We start from the raw sequence: 15,668 nt of genomic DNA on the forward strand, positions 1-15,668 counted from the left end.
GCGGCCGCGGCCGCAGGAGCCGGCGTCGCCGCGGCAGCGGCGGGTGCCGCCGCTTCGGCAGCGGCAGGCGCGGTGGCGGGCGTGGCCGGCGCCTGGGCGACAGCGGCGACGCTGCCGGCCAGCAGACCCAGGCCGATGGCCAGGGATGCGAGAAGTTTCCTCATGTCAGTGCTCTCTTTGAAGATGAAATGCTCAGAGCGCTTCCTTGCCGGTCTCGCCGGTGCGGATGCGGACAACTTGCTCCAGGTCGTACACGAAGACCTTTCCGTCGCCGATCTTGCCGGTGCGGGCCGCGCCTTCGACGGCTTCGATGACGCGTTCCACCAGGTCGTCCGACACCGCCGCCTCGATCTTCACCTTGGGCAGGAAGTCGACGACGTACTCCGCGCCGCGGTACAGCTCGGTGTGGCCCTTCTGGCGGCCGAAGCCCTTGACCTCGGTGACGGTGATGCCCTGCACGCCGATGCCCGAGAGCGACTCGCGGACCTCGTCGAGCTTGAAGGGTTTGATGATGGCGGTGACGAGTTTCATGCTGGCTCCTTTGGAAGGGCGGGGATCAGAAGCTGTGCGTGTACTTCACGCCGACGACCGCGCCTGACTTGCCCATGAACTTGCCGTTCACCGGGCTGGCGTAGAAGCTGCGGTCGGCATCCGTGTCGACGTAGGCCAGCGAGGCGGAGAAGCCATTGCCGAAGTCCTTGCCGAGCGTGAGCGACCAGTCGGTGTAGCTCGCGACGCCCAGGTTGTGCACGCGCTGGTGGCCGATGTGCGGGGCGAGCGTGAGGCCCCATACCGGCAGCTCGAAGCTGGCGGACAGGTCGAGGTAGCCGCTCCCCTTCGTCTTCTCGTTGGTGGCGAAGTTGAAGTTGCCGAACAGGTTGGTCAGCGAGTGCGAGTACTTCAGGGTCGCCGGGCCGAAGGTGCCGGCGATGTAGGCCTCGAGGGTGTTGGCGTTCTTGAAGAGACCGCCGCCGCCTGCGTCGGCCAGGTTGTTGCCGGGATACCAGTACTGCAGCAGGCCGACGTCCAGGCCCACGGGGCCGGCGGTGAATTTGTAGCCGCCGTAGATGTCCACTTCCACCGGGCCGTCGATGCCGGTCCTCGGCGCGATTTCCCCCGTGTCCTCGATCCACTTGATGGTCGACGCCCAGGTGCCGATATAGAAGCCGCTCTTGTGCGCGAAGTCGGCGCCGCCCTGCAGCGCAGGCTTCAGCCGGGTCTGGGAGATGCCGCGGTAGCGGTAGTCGCTCACCACGCCGACGTTGGCCGACAGCGTGTAGTCGGGTTCGGGCGCTGCGGGTGCCGTCTGCGTCTGCGCCATCAGGGCGCCGGAGGCGACCAGGCTGGACAACAGGACGACGCTTTTGAGTTTCTTCACGAGGTGCTCCGTGGGTTTGTTGATGGTCTGCACGGATCGGTTAGCAGGAGGCGTGCCATCCTTCAACTTCAGGGGAAATGCGCCTACGTCCTGCCGGCGCGAACCGTTAAGGGGCGCAACGGGACACCGCAGCGCGCTTTTCCGCACCGGCACGGTGCAATCGCCGCATTGCAGTCGTCCATGCACTGGAAACGGGAGGAGCCGCGCAGTGAGCCTTTGTTTGGTGCAAAGCCGCGCCCTGCTCGGGCTGGAGGCTGCCGCCGTGACCGTGGAAGTGCACATCGCCAACGGCTTGCCGAACTTCTTCCTGGTCGGGCTGGCGGACACGGAGGTCAAGGAAGCCCGTGAGCGGGTGCGTTCGGCCCTGCTGAACTGCGGGCTGGACTTCCCGCACAACAAGCGCATCACGGTCAACCTCGCGCCCGCGGACCTGCCGAAGGACGGCGGGCGCTTCGACCTGCCGATCGCGCTGGGCATCCTGGCAGCCAGCGGGCAGGTCGATGCGGCGCGCCTCGCCGACCATGAGTTCGCCGGCGAGCTGTCCTTGTCAGGGGAGCTGCGGCCGGTGCGCGGCGCGCTCGCGACCAGCATGGCCTTGCAGGCGGCCGGCACGCGCTCGCGCCTGGTGTTGCCGCCGGGCAGCGCGGAGGAGGCGGCACTGGTGCCGGGAGCACAGGTGCTGCGCGCCAGGCACCTGCTGGACGTGGTCGCGCAGTTCCAGCCACCCGTGGCCGGGGAGCCGGCGCCCGAGCCTGGCGACGGTTGGACACGGCTGGCGGCGAGCGCGCCGGGTGCCGCCGCGTCCTATCCGGACCTCGCGGACGTGAAGGGGCAGGCCGGCGCCCGCCGCGCGCTGGAGATCGCGGCGGCCGGCGGGCACAGCCTGCTGCTGGTCGGACCGCCAGGCGCGGGCAAATCGATGCTGGCGCAGCGCCTTGCGGGCCTGCTGCCGCCGATGGAGGTGCAGGAGGCCCTGGAGAGCGCCGCGCTCGCGAGCCTGGCGGGCCGCTTCGCGCTGGAGCACTGGGCCCAGCGCCCGACCTGCGCGCCGCACCATTCCGCCAGCGCCGTCGCCCTGGTGGGCGGCGGCTCCCCGCCGCGGCCCGGCGAGATCTCGCTGGCGCACCATGGCGTGCTGTTCCTGGATGAACTGCCCGAGTTCCCGCGTGCGGCGCTCGAGGCCTTGCGCGAGCCGCTGGAGACGGGGCGCATCACCATCGCGCGCGCGGCGCGGCGCAGCGAGTTCCCCAGCCGCTTCCAGCTGGTGGCGGCGATGAACCCCTGCCCCTGCGGCTGGCTGGGGTCGGCGCGGCCGTGCCGCTGCTCGCCGGACCAGGTGGCGCGCTACCAGGGGCGCATCAGCGGACCCTTGCTCGACCGCATCGACCTGCACGTGGAGGTCCCCGCCATGCAGGCCGCAGAACTGCTGGAAGCACCCGCGGGCGAAGCGACTTGCGCGGTGCAGGCGCGCTGCATCGCGGCGCGCGACCGTGCGCACGCGCGGCAAGGCAAGGCCAACCAGTCCCTGCACGGCGCGGAGCTCGATGCGCATGCGGCCTTGTCGAATGCGGCGGTGGAGTTCCTGCGCCTGGCGTCCGCCCGGCTGCAGTGGAGCGCGCGCTCCACGCACCGCGTGCTGAAGGTGGCCCGCACGGTCGCGGACCTGGCGGCCTCGGCGGCTGTGGAGGTCGTGCACCTGGCGGAGGCGGTGCAGTACCGGCGCGCCCTGCCTTCCATCCACTAGGCACTAGGCGGGCTCGTAGCCCGTCTCGTCCCGCCGCCGGGCACGCGTCGGCCAGGGCGCCTGGATCCGGCCCCAGCCCTCCGCGCCCGCCTCGACGAGCATCGCCTCGGTGCGCGCCCGCAGCCTGCGGACCTCGACGCTGAGCCAGGCGACAGCGATGGCGGCCACGCCTTGCAGGACCAGCAAGACCAGGTTGCGGTCGAGGAGGTCGGCCGCCATGCCGAAGACGAGGGAGGCCAGGGGAAAGAACACCAGGCCGTGGGAGAGCACGCGCGCGAATGCCTGCGACCACGGGGGCACCGGGTCGTGCACGCTGCGGTCCACATGGGTGAACAGCTGCGCGCCCAGGAGCGCGTAATACACGCGCGAGCGCGTTTCCTGCGTTCCCCCAGCCGCCAGCTGCAGGACCTTGGCGACCAGGCGCTCTTCGCGGCGCACGCCGTGGAACAGGCAGGTCATGACGGCGAGGGTCGCCACGGCGGCGAGGCACGATCCGGTCTCGCTCGTCCACGGCGCACCGGTGCAAGCCTGCACCTTGCCCAGGACCAGCTGGAAGGCGGCCCCGAACTGCGCCAGGCCCACCGCGATCGCTGCGGTGAAAAGCCAATGGGCCCGCTGCGAGGCCTGCGTCGCGTTCCTCTGCAGCACGTCGTAAAAGCTGGATTGCATCTCGCACCTCCGCCGTGATGGTGTTCCTCGCGGCTGGCGGCGCGCATCTCCCGAACGGGGCGGCGTCGCGTGCATACACTCTCCCCCATGACCTCGACCGTAGGGCACGAACGTTCCCGCGTCCTCTGGCTGTCGCTCGCGCAACTGATCACCTGGGGCAGCGTCTTCTACACCTTCGCGCTGCTGCTCGCTCCCGTGGAGCGGGAACTGGGCCTGACGCGCGCGCAGTCTTCGCTGGCTTTCAGCCTCGCCCTGCTGGCCGAGGGCGTGTTCGCCTTTCCAGTGGGGCGCTGGATCGACCGCGGCCACGAGCGTGCGGTCATGACGGGCGGTTCGCTGCTGGTGGCCGGCTGCCTGGCCGCGCACGCATTCATCCAGTCGGCCGCGGCCTTCTATGGGGTGTGGCTGCTGCTCGGCGCCGCCCTCGCGGCCACGCTCTACACGCCCGTGTTTGCCGTGGTCACGCGGCGCTACCCGCAGGACTTCCGCCGCGCCATCATCACCATGACCTTCCTCGGCGGACTGGCCAGCACGGTGTTCATCCCGGCCTCGGCCTGGCTGATCGCGCACCTGGGCTGGCGCCGTGCGCTGCTGGTGCTGGCCGCGATCCACCTGCTCGTGTGCGTGCCGCTGCATGCGGCCTGGCTGCGCGATGCGCCACCCGCCGCCGTCGCTCCTGCGCGCGGCGGAGTGCATTCGCCGCGCACCCTCCTGCGCAGCGCTCCCTTCCTCCTGATCGCGATGTTCGTGGTCGGCATGATGGCGATCACGGCGGCCATCCCGCCGCACCTCATCAGCCTGTTGCGCGAGAGCGGCTTGCCGGAAGCCTGGGTCATCGCGATCCCCGCGTCGATCGGCGTGATGCAGGTGTTCGGCCGCCTGCTGCTCTATTTCTTCGAACACCGCTTCGACCTGCACGTCGCCAACCGGCTGATCCCCTTTCTTATTCCGCTGGCGCTGGCCGCACTGGTCGCCGGTGCGGCGTCACCGATGGCAGGTCTGCTGTTCGTGCTGCTCTACGGCATCGGCAACGGCATGCTGACCATCGTCAAGGGCACGGCCATCGCGCAGTACGTGAACCGCGAGCACGTCGCCTCGCTCAACGGCGCACTGGGCTTGCCGCAGGCGATCTCGCGCGCCGTGGCGCCGCTGTTGCTGGGCGTGCTGTGGACGCGGGATGCGGGCTACCGGTGGGGACTGGTGGTGCTGTTCGCGGTCGGGGTCGTGTCCGCGATCGCCCTGGTGTGGGCGCAGAAGCGGTCGTTGTTGCCGCGGTGACGTCGCTGGGGTTCGCGGTGCGCACCTGCCGGAGGTAGCTCCGCCGGCACCCGCCAGCGGCCCACGCGTAATCGATCAGGAGTGCGCGTTCTGCAGGCGGCGGCGCTCGCCCTTGCGCCGCTCGACCTTGGGAACCTGGGGCTCACCCTTTTTCTCGGAGACGTTCTCGTCCAGCGCGCGGGCACAGGCGGCGCCGAACAGCAGCACGGCCGAAGAGAAGTAGATCCACATCAGGAGCACGATCAGCGAGCCGGCCGCGCCGTAGGTGGAGACGACCGCGGCGGTCGAGAGATACAGCGTGAGGAGCTGGCGGCCGATCGTGAACAGGATGGCGCCCACGCCGCCACCGAACAGCAGGAAGCGCAGGCGTGGCTTGGGCCCGCTCGACAGGCGCATCAGTCCGCTGAACAGCATGGTGCACACGACGAAGCTCACCACTTCGTTGAGCACGCGCGCGAGGATCTCCACCATCGGCAGGTGGCCGCCCGCCCAGCCCGAGAACAGGCTGAGCACCGTGGACACCACCAGCGACACCAGCAGCATGAAGCCGAACACGAGGATGTAGCCCACGCCGCGCAGGCGCAGCGAGGCCTCGTGCTTCCAGGACTGCTTGTGCGGCAGCCCGCGCCCCTGGCGCCACACCAGCTCGAAGGCGTCCTGCAATTCGCCGAAGACGCCGGTTGCCCCGAACAGCAGCACCGCGAAACCGGCGATGCTGGCGGCGATGCCCTGGGACGGTTCCTTGGCGCTGGCCAGCGCCTGCTCGATCATCGAAGCACCCTGGGCGCCGATCACCGTGCTGAACTGCGTGAGCAGCCCCTTCTCCAGCACTTCGCGGTCCATCCACCAGCCCAGGATGGCCACGATGGCCAGCAGCAGCGGCGCGAGGCTCAGGATGCCGTAGAAGGACATGGCCGCGCTCATGCGCATGCCGCCGGCGCCGGTCCACAGGTTCAGGGCGCGCAGCAGCGGACGCAGCGGGTGCAGCGCGCGCTGCAGCTTGGCGGGAACATGGTGGGCGAGCGCCATGCGCGGGAGCATGGCGCGGCAGCAGCCCGGCGCGTATCGGCCGGGCTTGCCGGGCGCGGTAGGAAGGTGACTACGCGCCGCGGGACGCTCAGGACCCGGCGACGGTCAGCGTCCTGCCCTGCACCCTCACGATGCTGCCGCTCTTCCAGGCGGGGGCCGCTTCCTGCTCGAAGCTGCGCGTGCTGCCGTCCTTCATCTGGACCTTGGTGACCCAGACTTCCTTGGAAGTCACGTGCTTCTGCACCTCGTTGCCGGCATAGCCGCCAGCCGCCGCGCCCGCGACCGTGGCCACCGTGCGCCCCGTGCCCTTGCCGACCTGGTTGCCGAGCAGGCCGCCGACGACGGCGCCGCCGACGATGCCCACGGCACCGCCCTGCCCCTTGCGCTTTTCCTTGTGCACGTCCGAGACGTGGCCGCAGTCCTCGCAGGCGGAGAGCTTCTTGGCGATGCCCGGGGGCAGGCCGTGCGGGTTCTGGGCGAAGGTGCCGGCGGCGGCGAGAGCCAGCAGCGAGGCGATGGCGAGTTTCTTCATGGCGTTCTCCTTTGTCCGGATTTAACGGGCCAGGGCCTGCGGCCGCGCACCCGAACTCAGCCGTTCGTGAGAAGCGTCACAGATTGGGTGCAAGCAAACGTTGCAGGTCGGCGATGCTGGTGCCCCGGCGCAACGCCTGGTCCTGCAACTGGTCCTCGCCGATGCGCCCCACGTTGAAGTACTGGCTGTCGGGATGCGCCAGGTAGAAGCCGCTCACGCTCGCCGCCGGCGTCATCGCCATGCTGTCCGTGATGCCCATGCCGATCTCCTCCGGGCGCAGCAGTGCGAACAGGTCACGCTTGACGCTGTGGTCCGGACAGGCCGGATAGCCGGGCGCGGGACGGATGCCGCGGTACTTCTCGGCGATCAGCTGCTCGTTCGTCAGCGTCTCGTCCCCGGCGTAGCCCCACAGGTCCTTGCGCACGCGCTCGTGCAGCGCTTCGGCCAGCGCTTCCGCGAGACGGTCGGCCAGGGCCTTGAGCATGATGGCGGAGTAGTCGTCGTGGTCGGCGAGGAAGTACTGCTCCTTCCTGTCGACGCCCAGGCCGGCCGTCACCGCGAAGGCGCCGACGTAATCGTTCGCCACGCCCCTGGGAGCGACGAAGTCCGCCAGCGACCGGCTGGGGCGCATGACGCCGTCGATGACGTGCTTCTCGGTTTGCTGGCGCAGGCCGTACCAGGTGAGAACGGGCTCCTTGCGGTCCTCGTCGGCGTAGAGCTGGATGTCGTCGTCGTGCACCGTGTTCGCGGGCCAGAAGCCCAGCACCGCGCTGGCCGTGAGCCAGCGGCCTTCGATCAGGCGCTTGAGCATGCGCTGCCCGTCGGACAGCACCCGCACGGCCTCGGCGCCCACGACCTCGTCCTTCAGGATCGCGGGGAAGGGACCGGCCAGGTCCCAGGTCTGGAAGAACGGGCCCCAGTCGATGTAGCGCACGAGCTCGGCCAGGTCGTAGTTCCTGAACACGCGCCGACCGATGAACTTCGGCCTGGGCGGCGTGTAGTGCGACCAGTCCACCGGCGTCTTGTTCGCGCGCGCCTTGGCCAGCGGCCACAACGGCACCTGCTTCTTGCTCGCATGCAGCTGCCGCACCTTGTCGTAGTCGGCGTTGACTTCGGCGATGTACCTGGCCGCCTGGTCGGACAGCAGGCTCTGCGCCACGCTCACGCTGCGCGACGCATCCGGCACGTAGACCACCGGGCCTTCGTAATGGGGCGCGATCTTGACGGCGGTGTGCACGCGGCTGGTGGTGGCGCCGCCGATCAGCAGCGGGATCTTGCGGATGCGGAAGTGCTCGTCCTTCTGCATCTCGCTGGCGACGTACTGCATCTCCTCCAGCGAAGGCGTGATCAGGCCGGAGAGGCCGACGATGTCCGCGCCTTCGACCTTGGCCCTGGCCAGGATCTCGTGGCAAGGGACCATCACGCCCATGTTCACCACCTCGAAGTTGTTGCACTGGAGCACGACGGTCACGATGTTCTTGCCGATGTCGTGCACGTCGCCCTTGACGGTGGCGATGACGATCTTGCCCTTGGCCCGCACGTCCTCGCCGGCGGCTTCCTGCTGCTTCTTCTCTTCCTCGATGTAGGGAATGAGGTGCGCCACCGCCTGCTTCATCACGCGGGCGGACTTGACCACCTGCGGCAGGAACATCTTGCCGGCGCCGAACAGGTCGCCGACGATGTTCATGCCGTCCATCAGCGGCCCTTCGATGACGTGCAGCGGCCGGCCGCCCTTGGCGAGCACCTGCTGGTACATCTCCTCGGTGTCCGCGACGATGTGGTCCGTGAAGCCGTGCACCAGCGCGTGCGCGAGGCGCTGCTCCACCGGGTGCTGGCGCCACTCGTTCTTCCTGCCTTCGTCCTTGGCGGCGCCCTTGGCCTGCTCGGCGATCTCCACCAGCCGCTCGCCCGCGTCGGGACGGCGGTTCAGCACCACGTCTTCCACGCGTTCGCGCAGTTGCGGCTCGACCTCGTCATACACGCCCACCATGCCGGCGTTGACGATGCCCATGTCCATGCCCGCCTGGATCGCGTGGTACAGGAACACGGTGTGGATCGCTTCGCGCACCGGGTCGTTGCCGCGGAAGGAGAAGCTCACGTTGGACACGCCGCCGGACACCTTGGCGCCCGGCAGGTTGGCCTTGATCCACTTGGTTGCCTCGATGAAATCGACGGCGTAGTTGTTGTGTTCCTCGATGCCGGTGGCGATCGCGAAGATGTTCGGGTCGAAGATGATGTCTTCCGGCGGGAAGTCGAGTTCGTCGACCAGCAGGCGGTAGGCCCGCTCGCAGATCTCGATCTTGCGCTGGTAGGTGTCGGCCTGGCCTTTCTCGTCGAAGGCCATCACCACGGCGGCCGCGCCATAGCGCCGCACCAGCGTGGCCTGGCGCTTGAACTCGGCCTCGCCCTCCTTCATGCTGATGGAGTTGACGATGCCCTTGCCCTGGATGCAGCGCAGGCCCGCCTCGATCACCTCCCACTTGGAGGAGTCCACCATGATCGGCACCCGGGCGATGTCCGGTTCGCTGGCGATCAGGTTGAGGAAGCGCACCATGGCCGCCTTGCTGTCCAGCATGGCCTCGTCCATGTTGACGTCGATGACCTGGGCACCGTTCTCGACCTGCTGGCGCGCGACCGCGAGCGCCTGCTCGAACTCGCCGGCCAGGATCATGCGCGCGAACGCCTTGGAGCCGGTGACGTTGGTGCGCTCGCCGATGTTGACGAACAGGCTGCCGGGCGCGATGGAGACGGGCTCCAGGCCGGCGAGCTTCATGGGAGAAACGGGGGGCTGCTCTTGCATTCACTCACCTCGGGGTTCATCGAAGGTGAGCGCGGTTGGGTCCATCTCAAGCCTGACGGGTCGGTGGAAGCGCCGCGCGGCAGAACTGCCGCACGGTCCCACTGAGTCGCTGCAGCGCTCCTTGAGCTGAAGGCATTTTAGCGTGGGGCGTGCCCCTCGCCCCTGCCCTCACCCCGAAGGGGAGAGGGAGAAATTCAGATCGGCAGGTCCGCCTTCTTCAAGGTCCGCAGCACGAAGGACGACTTGCTGTGGCGGATGCCCTTGATCTTGTACAGCTTGTCGCGCAGCAGGCGCTCGTAGTCGCGGGTGTCCTTCACCGCAACGCGCAGCAGGTAGTCGTATTCGCCGGAGACCAGGTAGGCCTCGATCACTTCGGGGATGGCCGCCAGCGTCTCGCCGAACTTCTCCAGCGTGTTGTCGGTGTGGCTGTCCAGCGTGACCTGCACCAGCACCGTGTCGTTGAGACCCAGGGCCTGCGCGTTCAGGCGCACGGTGTAGCCCTCGATGACGCCGGCCTGCTCCATCTTGCGGATGCGTTCCCAGCAAGGGGACGCGCTCAGGCCGACCGCCTGGCCGACCTGCTGCAGGCTGGCGCGGGCGTCCTGCTGCAGCACCTGGAGGATTTTCCGGTCGATCGTGTCCATGGCAGGGGATTATCCGGCTTGGGCAGGCGCGCCAGAAGAATTTTCGGCTGCAGGCCGTGATCCACCAAAAGAACGGCAAGACTTTCCGGGCGCCTGCCGCCATCATTGCGCCGTGGGTCGACCGCTTACCGGCCAAGGCCCACGACGAGGAGCCGGCGGGTTACCCCCCGCCGGCCGCCCTGGTCAGCCCCTCAGGCCGCTTCCTTGTAGAAGAACTCGCGCTTGACGGTGCGCGTGGGCAGCGGTTCCACCTGCTGGCGGATCGCCGCGATGTGCTCCGGCGTGGTGCCGCAGCAGCCCCCGACGATGTTCACCAGCCCCTCCGCCGCGAACTCGCGCAGCAGCCGCGAGGTGACTTCCGGCGTCTCGTCGAAGCCGGTCTCGCTCATGGGGTTGGGCAGGCCCGCATTGGGATAGCAGCTGATGAAAGTGTCGGGTGCCACCTTGTTCAGCTCCTGGATGTAGGGCCGCATCAGCGCCGCGCCCAGCGCGCAGTTCAGGCCGATGGCCAGCGGCCGCGCATGGCGCACGCTGTACCAGAAGGCCGTCACCGTCTGGCCGCTGAGGATGCGGCCGGACGCATCGGTCACCGTGCCGCTGATGACCACCGGCAGCCGCTCGCCGGTCGCGGCGAACACCTCCTCGATCGCGAACAGCGCCGCCTTGGCATTGAGCGTGTCGAAGATGGTCTCCACCAGCAGCAGGTCCACGCCGCCTTCGAGCAGCGCCTGCACCTGCTCGTGGTACGCGGCGCGCAGCTGCTCGAAGTCCACGTTGCGTGCGCCCGGGTCGTTCACGTCCGGGCTGATGCTGGCGGTGCGGGGCGTCGGGCCCAGCGCGCCCGCGACGAAGCGCGGCTTGTCCGCGCTGGAGAACTTGTCCGCTGCCTCGCGTGCCAGCTTGGCGGCGGCCAGGTTCATCTCGCGCGCCAGGTGGCCCAGGGCGTAGTCTTCCTGCGCGATGCTGCTGGCACCGAAGGTGTTCGTCTCGATGATGTCCGCGCCGGCCGCGAGGTAGCCCTCGTGGATGTCCCGGATCACGTCCGGCCGGGTCAGCACCAGCAGGTCGCTGTTGTTCTTCAGGTCCTTGGGATGGTCGCGCAGCCGCCCGCGGGCCGCGTCGGGAGCCGCCTTGCTGATTCCGCGGAAGTCCTCTTCGGTCAGCCGGAAGCGCTGGATCATGGTGCCCATGGCGCCGTCCAGGATCAGGATGCGCTTGTCCAGGAGGGCCGGCAGGGCCTGGCCACGGGTATAGATCACGGGTTTCATGGTCGGCTGATTTTAGGAAGAAAGCGTTGAGCCCCCATCCTCCCGGACAATCGAGCGCTTGAGCACCGCCCTTTCCCTCCTCAAGGACGTCTTCGGCTACGGCGCCTTTCGCGGCGCCCAGGCCGAGATCGTCGACCACGTCATTTCCGGCGGCGACGCGCTCGTCCTCATGCCCACCGGGGGCGGCAAGTCGCTGTGCTACCAGATCCCGGCCCTGGCCCGGCAGCAGGCCGGCCAGGGCGCCACCATCGTGGTGTCGCCCCTGATCGCGCTGATGCACGACCAGGTCGGTGCGCTGCACGAGGCGGGGGTGGAAGCCGCCTTCCTCAACTCCACGCTGAGCCTGGAGGAGGCGAACGCGGTGGAACAGCGGCTGTTGCGCGGCGAGATCACCCTGCTGTACGCCGCGCCCGAGCGCGTGGCCACGCCGCGCTTCCTCTCGCTCCTGGACAACCTGGTCCAGAAGCGGAAGCTGGCGCTGTTCGCCATCGACGAGGCGCACTGCGTCAGCCAGTGGGGCCACGACTTCCGGCCGGAGTACCGCGCCCTGGCCGTGTTCCACGAACGCTACCCGGACGTGCCGCGCATCGCGCTGACGGCGACCGCGGACGACACGACCCGCGCCGACATCGTGCAGCACCTGCAGCTGCAGGAAGCCCGCCAGTTCGTCAGCAGCTTCGACCGGCCCAACATCCGCTACACGATCGCGGAGAAGAAAGACCCGACGCTGCAGCTCCTGCGCTTCATCGAGGGGAGCCACGCGGGCGAGGCCGGCATCGTCTACTGCCAGTCGCGCAAGCGGGTGGAGGAGGTCGCGGCCCTCCTGTGCAAGGAAGGCCTGGACGCGCTGCCCTACCACGCGGGGCTGGAGCCGCAGCAGCGGCAGCGGCACCAGGACCGTTTCCTGCGTGACGAGGGCGTCGTGATGACGGCCACCATCGCCTTCGGCATGGGCATCGACAAGCCCGACGTGCGCTTCGTCGCCCACCTGGACCTGCCCAAGAACATCGAAGGCTACTACCAGGAGACGGGGCGTGCCGGCCGCGACGGCCTGCCTTCCGACGCCTGGATGGCCTATGGCCTGCAGGACGTGGTGAACCAGCGCCGCATGATCGACGAGAGCCCCGCGGCGGAGGAATTCAAGCAGGTGCTGCGCGGCAAGCTGGATGCGCTGCTGGCGCTGGCCGAGGCGACCGACTGCCGGCGCGTGCGCCTCCTGGGCTACTTCGGCGAGCACGCGCAGCCTTGCGGCAACTGCGACAACTGCCTGAACCCGCCGGCGGTCTGGGACGGCACCGAAGCCGCGCGCATGCTGCTGTCCACCATCTACCGCGTGCAGCAGGCCAACGGCCTGCACTTCGGCGCCGGGCACATCATGGACATCCTGCGCGGCAAGGACACGGAGAAGGTGCGCCAGTTCGGGCACCAGAAGCTCTCCACCTACGGCATCGGCGCGGCGTTCTCCGAGCAGCAGCTGCGCGGCGTGCTGCGCCAGCTGATCGCCACGAGCGCGCTGCAGGTGGATGCGTCGTCGTTCAACACGCTGCACCTCACCGAGAGCTCACGCGCGGTGCTCAAGGGCGAGTGGCCGGTGCTGCTGCGTGAATCCATCAACCAGCCGGCCGGCCGCACGCGGCGCGAGCGCGGCGGCGCCAGGGCGACACCCGCCGTCGCCGCCGCCCTGGACGCCCAGGGGCAGCAGCGCTTCGCGGCGCTCAAGGCCTGGCGCACGGAGGCGGCGAAGGCGCACAACCTGCCCGCCTACATCATCTTCCCGGACGCGACGCTGGCCGCGATCGCGGCGCTGGGTCCGCAGTCGCTGGAGGAGCTGCATGGCATCAGCGGCATCGGCGAGAAGAAGCTGGCGACGTACGGGCCGCAGGTGCTGGATGTGTTGCAGGCGATGGCGTGAGCGGGAGGCAGCGGTGGGGTTCGCTGGCCCTCACGTGAACCCGATCGACCGCGATTCCCGCACTTCCGGCTTGATGCGGTGTTCCGACTCCAGCTGCTCCAGGAACTCCTCCGGTGGGATCTGCGCCGCGAGGATCTCCATCTGGCGTTTCACCGCGGCGAAATCACCCGGGCACAGGTGCTCCAGTTTCGCCAGCCGGGCGGCGAGCTCCGGGGTGAAGCGCGCAGCTTCGCCGCCCAGCGCCTCGGTCACGAACATCTTTTCCCGCTGCGGTGGCGTGAGCGGCCGGAACTTGATCTTGAAGGCGAAGCGCCGCAGCGCCGCCTGGTCGATGCGGTCCATGAGGTTCGTGGTGCAGATGAAGATGCCGGCAAAGCGCTCCATGCCCTGCAGCATCTCGTTGACCTCGGTCACCTCGTAATTGCGCTGGGCGCCGCGCCGGTCCTGCAGGAAGGAGTCGGCCTCGTCCAGCAGCAGCACGGCCTTCTCCGCCTCGGCTTCACGGAACATCGCAGCCATGTTCTGCTCGGTCTCGCCGACGAACTTGCTCATGAGGTCGCTCGCCTGCTTGATCAGTAGCGGCCGGTCCAGGCAGCGCGCGATGTGTTCGGCCAGCGCCGTCTTGCCCGTGCCCGGCGCCCCGTAGAAGCAGAGCGTGCCATGCCCCCGCGCCTTGAGGGCTTCCACGATGCGCGGCACCTCGAAGCGCGACTCCACGTTCAGCATGTCCAGGTCGTAGGTGGTCACGCTGGGGCGGCCGCTGCCGTCGTCGCTGCGCGTGCCCAGGGCGCGGTCGGCGTTGCGCAACTGGCGGCCGATCAGGTCCTCCGCGGCGATGCCTTCGGCCGCGGCCAGCGTCGCGAAGCGCACCGCGGTGCGGATCTGCGCCGGCGTCAGCCCCTTGCGCTCCGTCAGCCTTGCCACGAACGCGGGCGAGACCTGCACGCCTTCCAGGGTCTTGCGCACGATGCCTTCGCGCGCGCCGGGCGGCGGCGACTTCAGCTCCAGGTGGTAGGCGAAGCGCCGGCGGAAGGCGGGATCGATCTGCTCGATGCGGTTGGTCACCCAGATCGTCGGCACCGGGTTGGATTCCAGGATCTGGTTCACCCAGGCCTTGCCGCTCACCGAGCCCGAAGGCGGCGCCACCACCTGCTCGGCGCGGGCGAGCATCTGCGCCGCCTCGCTGGAGATGGGCGGGAACACGTCTTCCACCTCGTCGAACAGCAGCGCCGCCTGGGCGCTGCCCTTGAGGAAGACCTGAGCAATCTGCAGCGACCGGTAGCGGTCGCGCCCGGACAGGGAATTGCCATCGCGGTCCGCGTATTCCACTTCGAACAATTCCAGGCCCGCGGCCTGCGCCACCACCTTGGCGAGTTCCGTCTTGCCGGTGCCGGGCGGCCCGTACAGCAGCACGTTGACGCCAGGCTCCTTGCGGTCGATGGCGTTGCGCAGCAGGGCGCGCAGCACGCGTGCGTCCTCCGCCACGAAGGAGAAATCGTCCAGGGCCAGCGCGCTCTTGGCGCACGGGCGGGTGAACACCGCCATCAGTTCGTTCTGGTCGCGGTACTCGCGCATCAGAACGGGCGGCAGCTTCTCGCTGACCTTCATCAGGTCCGCGAGGTCGGTGATGTTGTGCTCCGAGATCAGGTTCTCGACCAGCCCGATGCGCTCCAGCCGCGAACCGGCGCGCAGGGCCTCGCCGACGTCCGCCGCGTTCACGCCCGCGACCTCCGCGATGGCGGCATACGCTTCCGGCGCGTTGTTGACCTTGAACTCCACCAGCAGGCTGCGCAGGTCGCGCTGGTAACGCGCCAGCGTCCCGTACAGCAGCAGCGCCCGTTCGGCCTTGTTCAACTGCAGCAGGTTGGCGAGCGCGTCGATGTTCTTCTCCACCAGCGTGGAGTGCTTCTTCAGGGCATGCGTCAGCCACTCGCCGGTCACCGCCAGCACCGACAGCAGGTCCTTGGGCTGGTCTTTGGCGTACTCGTCGAGATAGAAGAACAGCGTGCCTTCCTCGTAGGGTCCGCGCCACACCCCGTGGCGCTCCAGGAACTCGCGGGTGGACAGCTGCTCGTGCGCGCGCCAGAACTCGTTGTCCTTGCAGCGGCGGCCCAGGAATTCGCGCAGGCGCTCCAGCGAGGGCGCCGGCCACACCAGGTGGCGTCCGGCCAGCGAGAGCAGGCCGTTCAGGTCGCGCCGGACGTTGAACTTCGCGCCCTGCTTGGCCGCCAGCGTCAGCACGAAGTGCGAGCACATGAGGTCCAGCACCGGCGCGTCTTTCAGACCGGGCGAGGGCATCAGTTGCGAGTCGAGCGAACGCTTGGCCAAACGACCTCCGGGGTTGAGGGGGCGCGCCTACGATAGCGCCAGATCATGCTACAGGGAAGCCGCCGGCCATGGGTACCCGGCACAAT

12 protein-coding genes and 1 riboswitch are annotated in these 15,668 nt (G+C 68.9%); of the genes, 3 read left to right on the forward strand and 9 right to left on the reverse strand.

All coding sequences use genetic code 11. The annotated features are described in order from the left end of the window. Window positions 1-192: 192 nt before the first annotated feature. Both glnK and AC3EGR_RS04930 read right to left on the reverse strand, forming a co-directional pair. Window positions 193-531: a P-II family nitrogen regulator gene (gene glnK, locus AC3EGR_RS04925; protein ID WP_488545335.1), complete on the reverse strand. Its 339-nt coding sequence runs from the start codon at window positions 529-531 to the stop codon at window positions 193-195. 25 nt (window positions 532-556) lie between these two features. Then, window positions 557-1,378 (reverse strand): TorF family putative porin, encoded by an 822-nt coding sequence (locus tag AC3EGR_RS04930; RefSeq protein ID WP_488545336.1) that lies wholly within the window; start codon window positions 1,376-1,378, stop codon window positions 557-559. Window positions 1,379-1,586: 208 nt separating this feature from the next. Between AC3EGR_RS04930 and AC3EGR_RS04935 the strand changes: the two genes are divergently transcribed. Continuing rightward, on the forward strand, window positions 1,587-3,122 hold the full coding sequence (locus tag AC3EGR_RS04935; protein WP_488545337.1) for a YifB family Mg chelatase-like AAA ATPase: 1,536 nt from the start codon (window positions 1,587-1,589) through the stop codon (window positions 3,120-3,122). A gap of 3 nt (window positions 3,123-3,125) precedes the next feature. On the opposite strand, the gene AC3EGR_RS04940 is transcribed toward AC3EGR_RS04935, so the two are convergent. Next, entirely contained in the window at window positions 3,126-3,791 is a 666-nt protein-coding gene (locus tag AC3EGR_RS04940; protein WP_488545338.1) for a hypothetical protein, read from the reverse strand. A gap of 87 nt (window positions 3,792-3,878) precedes the next feature. On the opposite strand from AC3EGR_RS04940, the gene AC3EGR_RS04945 reads away from it, so the two are divergent. Continuing rightward, complete coding sequence (locus AC3EGR_RS04945) at window positions 3,879-5,069, forward strand: MFS transporter (RefSeq protein ID WP_488545339.1); 1,191 nt, start codon at window positions 3,879-3,881, stop codon at window positions 5,067-5,069. Between the two features lie 75 nt (window positions 5,070-5,144). On the opposite strand, the gene AC3EGR_RS04950 is transcribed toward AC3EGR_RS04945, so the two are convergent. The 5 genes from AC3EGR_RS04950 to AC3EGR_RS04970 form a co-directional block, all read right to left on the reverse strand. Next, the gene (locus AC3EGR_RS04950; protein WP_488545340.1) at window positions 5,145-6,098 is read right to left on the reverse strand and encodes a YihY/virulence factor BrkB family protein; all 954 of its coding nucleotides are present in this window, start codon (window positions 6,096-6,098) and stop codon (window positions 5,145-5,147) included. 88 nt (window positions 6,099-6,186) lie between these two features. Beyond that, window positions 6,187-6,630: a glycine zipper 2TM domain-containing protein gene (locus AC3EGR_RS04955; protein ID WP_488545341.1), complete on the reverse strand. Its 444-nt coding sequence runs from the start codon at window positions 6,628-6,630 to the stop codon at window positions 6,187-6,189. 76 nt (window positions 6,631-6,706) lie between these two features. Further along, complete coding sequence (gene metH, locus AC3EGR_RS04960) at window positions 6,707-9,403, reverse strand: methionine synthase (protein ID WP_488545657.1); 2,697 nt, start codon at window positions 9,401-9,403, stop codon at window positions 6,707-6,709. Window positions 9,404-9,450: 47 nt separating this feature from the next. After that, a riboswitch (S-adenosyl-L-homocysteine riboswitch) is annotated at window positions 9,451-9,559 on the reverse strand. A 65-nt stretch (window positions 9,560-9,624) separates the two neighbouring features. Continuing rightward, window positions 9,625-10,074 (reverse strand): Lrp/AsnC family transcriptional regulator, encoded by a 450-nt coding sequence (locus tag AC3EGR_RS04965; protein ID WP_488545342.1) that lies wholly within the window; start codon window positions 10,072-10,074, stop codon window positions 9,625-9,627. Between the two features lie 191 nt (window positions 10,075-10,265). Further along, window positions 10,266-11,342 carry a homocysteine S-methyltransferase family protein gene (locus tag AC3EGR_RS04970; RefSeq protein WP_488545343.1) on the reverse strand — a complete coding sequence of 359 codons (1,077 nt, stop codon included), beginning with the start codon at window positions 11,340-11,342 and terminating at the stop codon, window positions 10,266-10,268. A gap of 58 nt (window positions 11,343-11,400) precedes the next feature. Here AC3EGR_RS04970 and recQ point away from each other — a divergent pair, with 58 nt between their 5' ends. Then, entirely contained in the window at window positions 11,401-13,254 is a 1,854-nt protein-coding gene (gene recQ / locus AC3EGR_RS04975) for a DNA helicase RecQ (RefSeq protein ID WP_488545344.1), read from the forward strand. 30 nt (window positions 13,255-13,284) lie between these two features. Here recQ and AC3EGR_RS04980 read toward each other — a convergent pair whose 3' ends face one another. Continuing rightward, a complete protein-coding gene (locus AC3EGR_RS04980; RefSeq protein ID WP_488545658.1) occupies window positions 13,285-15,552 on the reverse strand; it encodes an ATP-binding protein in 2,268 nt (755 codons plus the stop codon). Window positions 15,553-15,668: the final 116 nt, after the last annotated feature.

The organism is Ramlibacter sp. G4-7 (genome assembly GCF_057784995.1).

What these genes read in the sequence shown, in the direction of transcription:
- AC3EGR_RS04950 (WP_488545340.1), bottom strand. Translation starts at nt 6,098, where the DNA reads ATGGCGCTCGCCCACCATGTTCCCGCCAAGCTGCAGCGCGCGCTGCAC.
- AC3EGR_RS04955 (WP_488545341.1), bottom strand. Translation starts at nt 6,630, where the DNA reads ATGAAGAAACTCGCCATCGCCTCGCTGCTGGCTCTCGCCGCCGCCGGC.
- glnK (WP_488545335.1), bottom strand. Translation starts at nt 531, where the DNA reads ATGAAACTCGTCACCGCCATCATCAAACCCTTCAAGCTCGACGAGGTC.
- AC3EGR_RS04970 (WP_488545343.1), bottom strand. Translation starts at nt 11,342, where the DNA reads ATGAAACCCGTGATCTATACCCGTGGCCAGGCCCTGCCGGCCCTCCTG.
- AC3EGR_RS04940 (WP_488545338.1), bottom strand. Translation starts at nt 3,791, where the DNA reads ATGCAATCCAGCTTTTACGACGTGCTGCAGAGGAACGCGACGCAGGCC.
- AC3EGR_RS04980 (WP_488545658.1), bottom strand. Translation starts at nt 15,552, where the DNA reads ATGCCCTCGCCCGGTCTGAAAGACGCGCCGGTGCTGGACCTCATGTGC.
- AC3EGR_RS04945 (WP_488545339.1), top strand. Translation starts at nt 3,879, where the DNA reads ATGACCTCGACCGTAGGGCACGAACGTTCCCGCGTCCTCTGGCTGTCG.
- AC3EGR_RS04965 (WP_488545342.1), bottom strand. Translation starts at nt 10,074, where the DNA reads ATGGACACGATCGACCGGAAAATCCTCCAGGTGCTGCAGCAGGACGCC.
- metH (WP_488545657.1), bottom strand. Translation starts at nt 9,403, where the DNA reads ATGAAGCTCGCCGGCCTGGAGCCCGTCTCCATCGCGCCCGGCAGCCTG.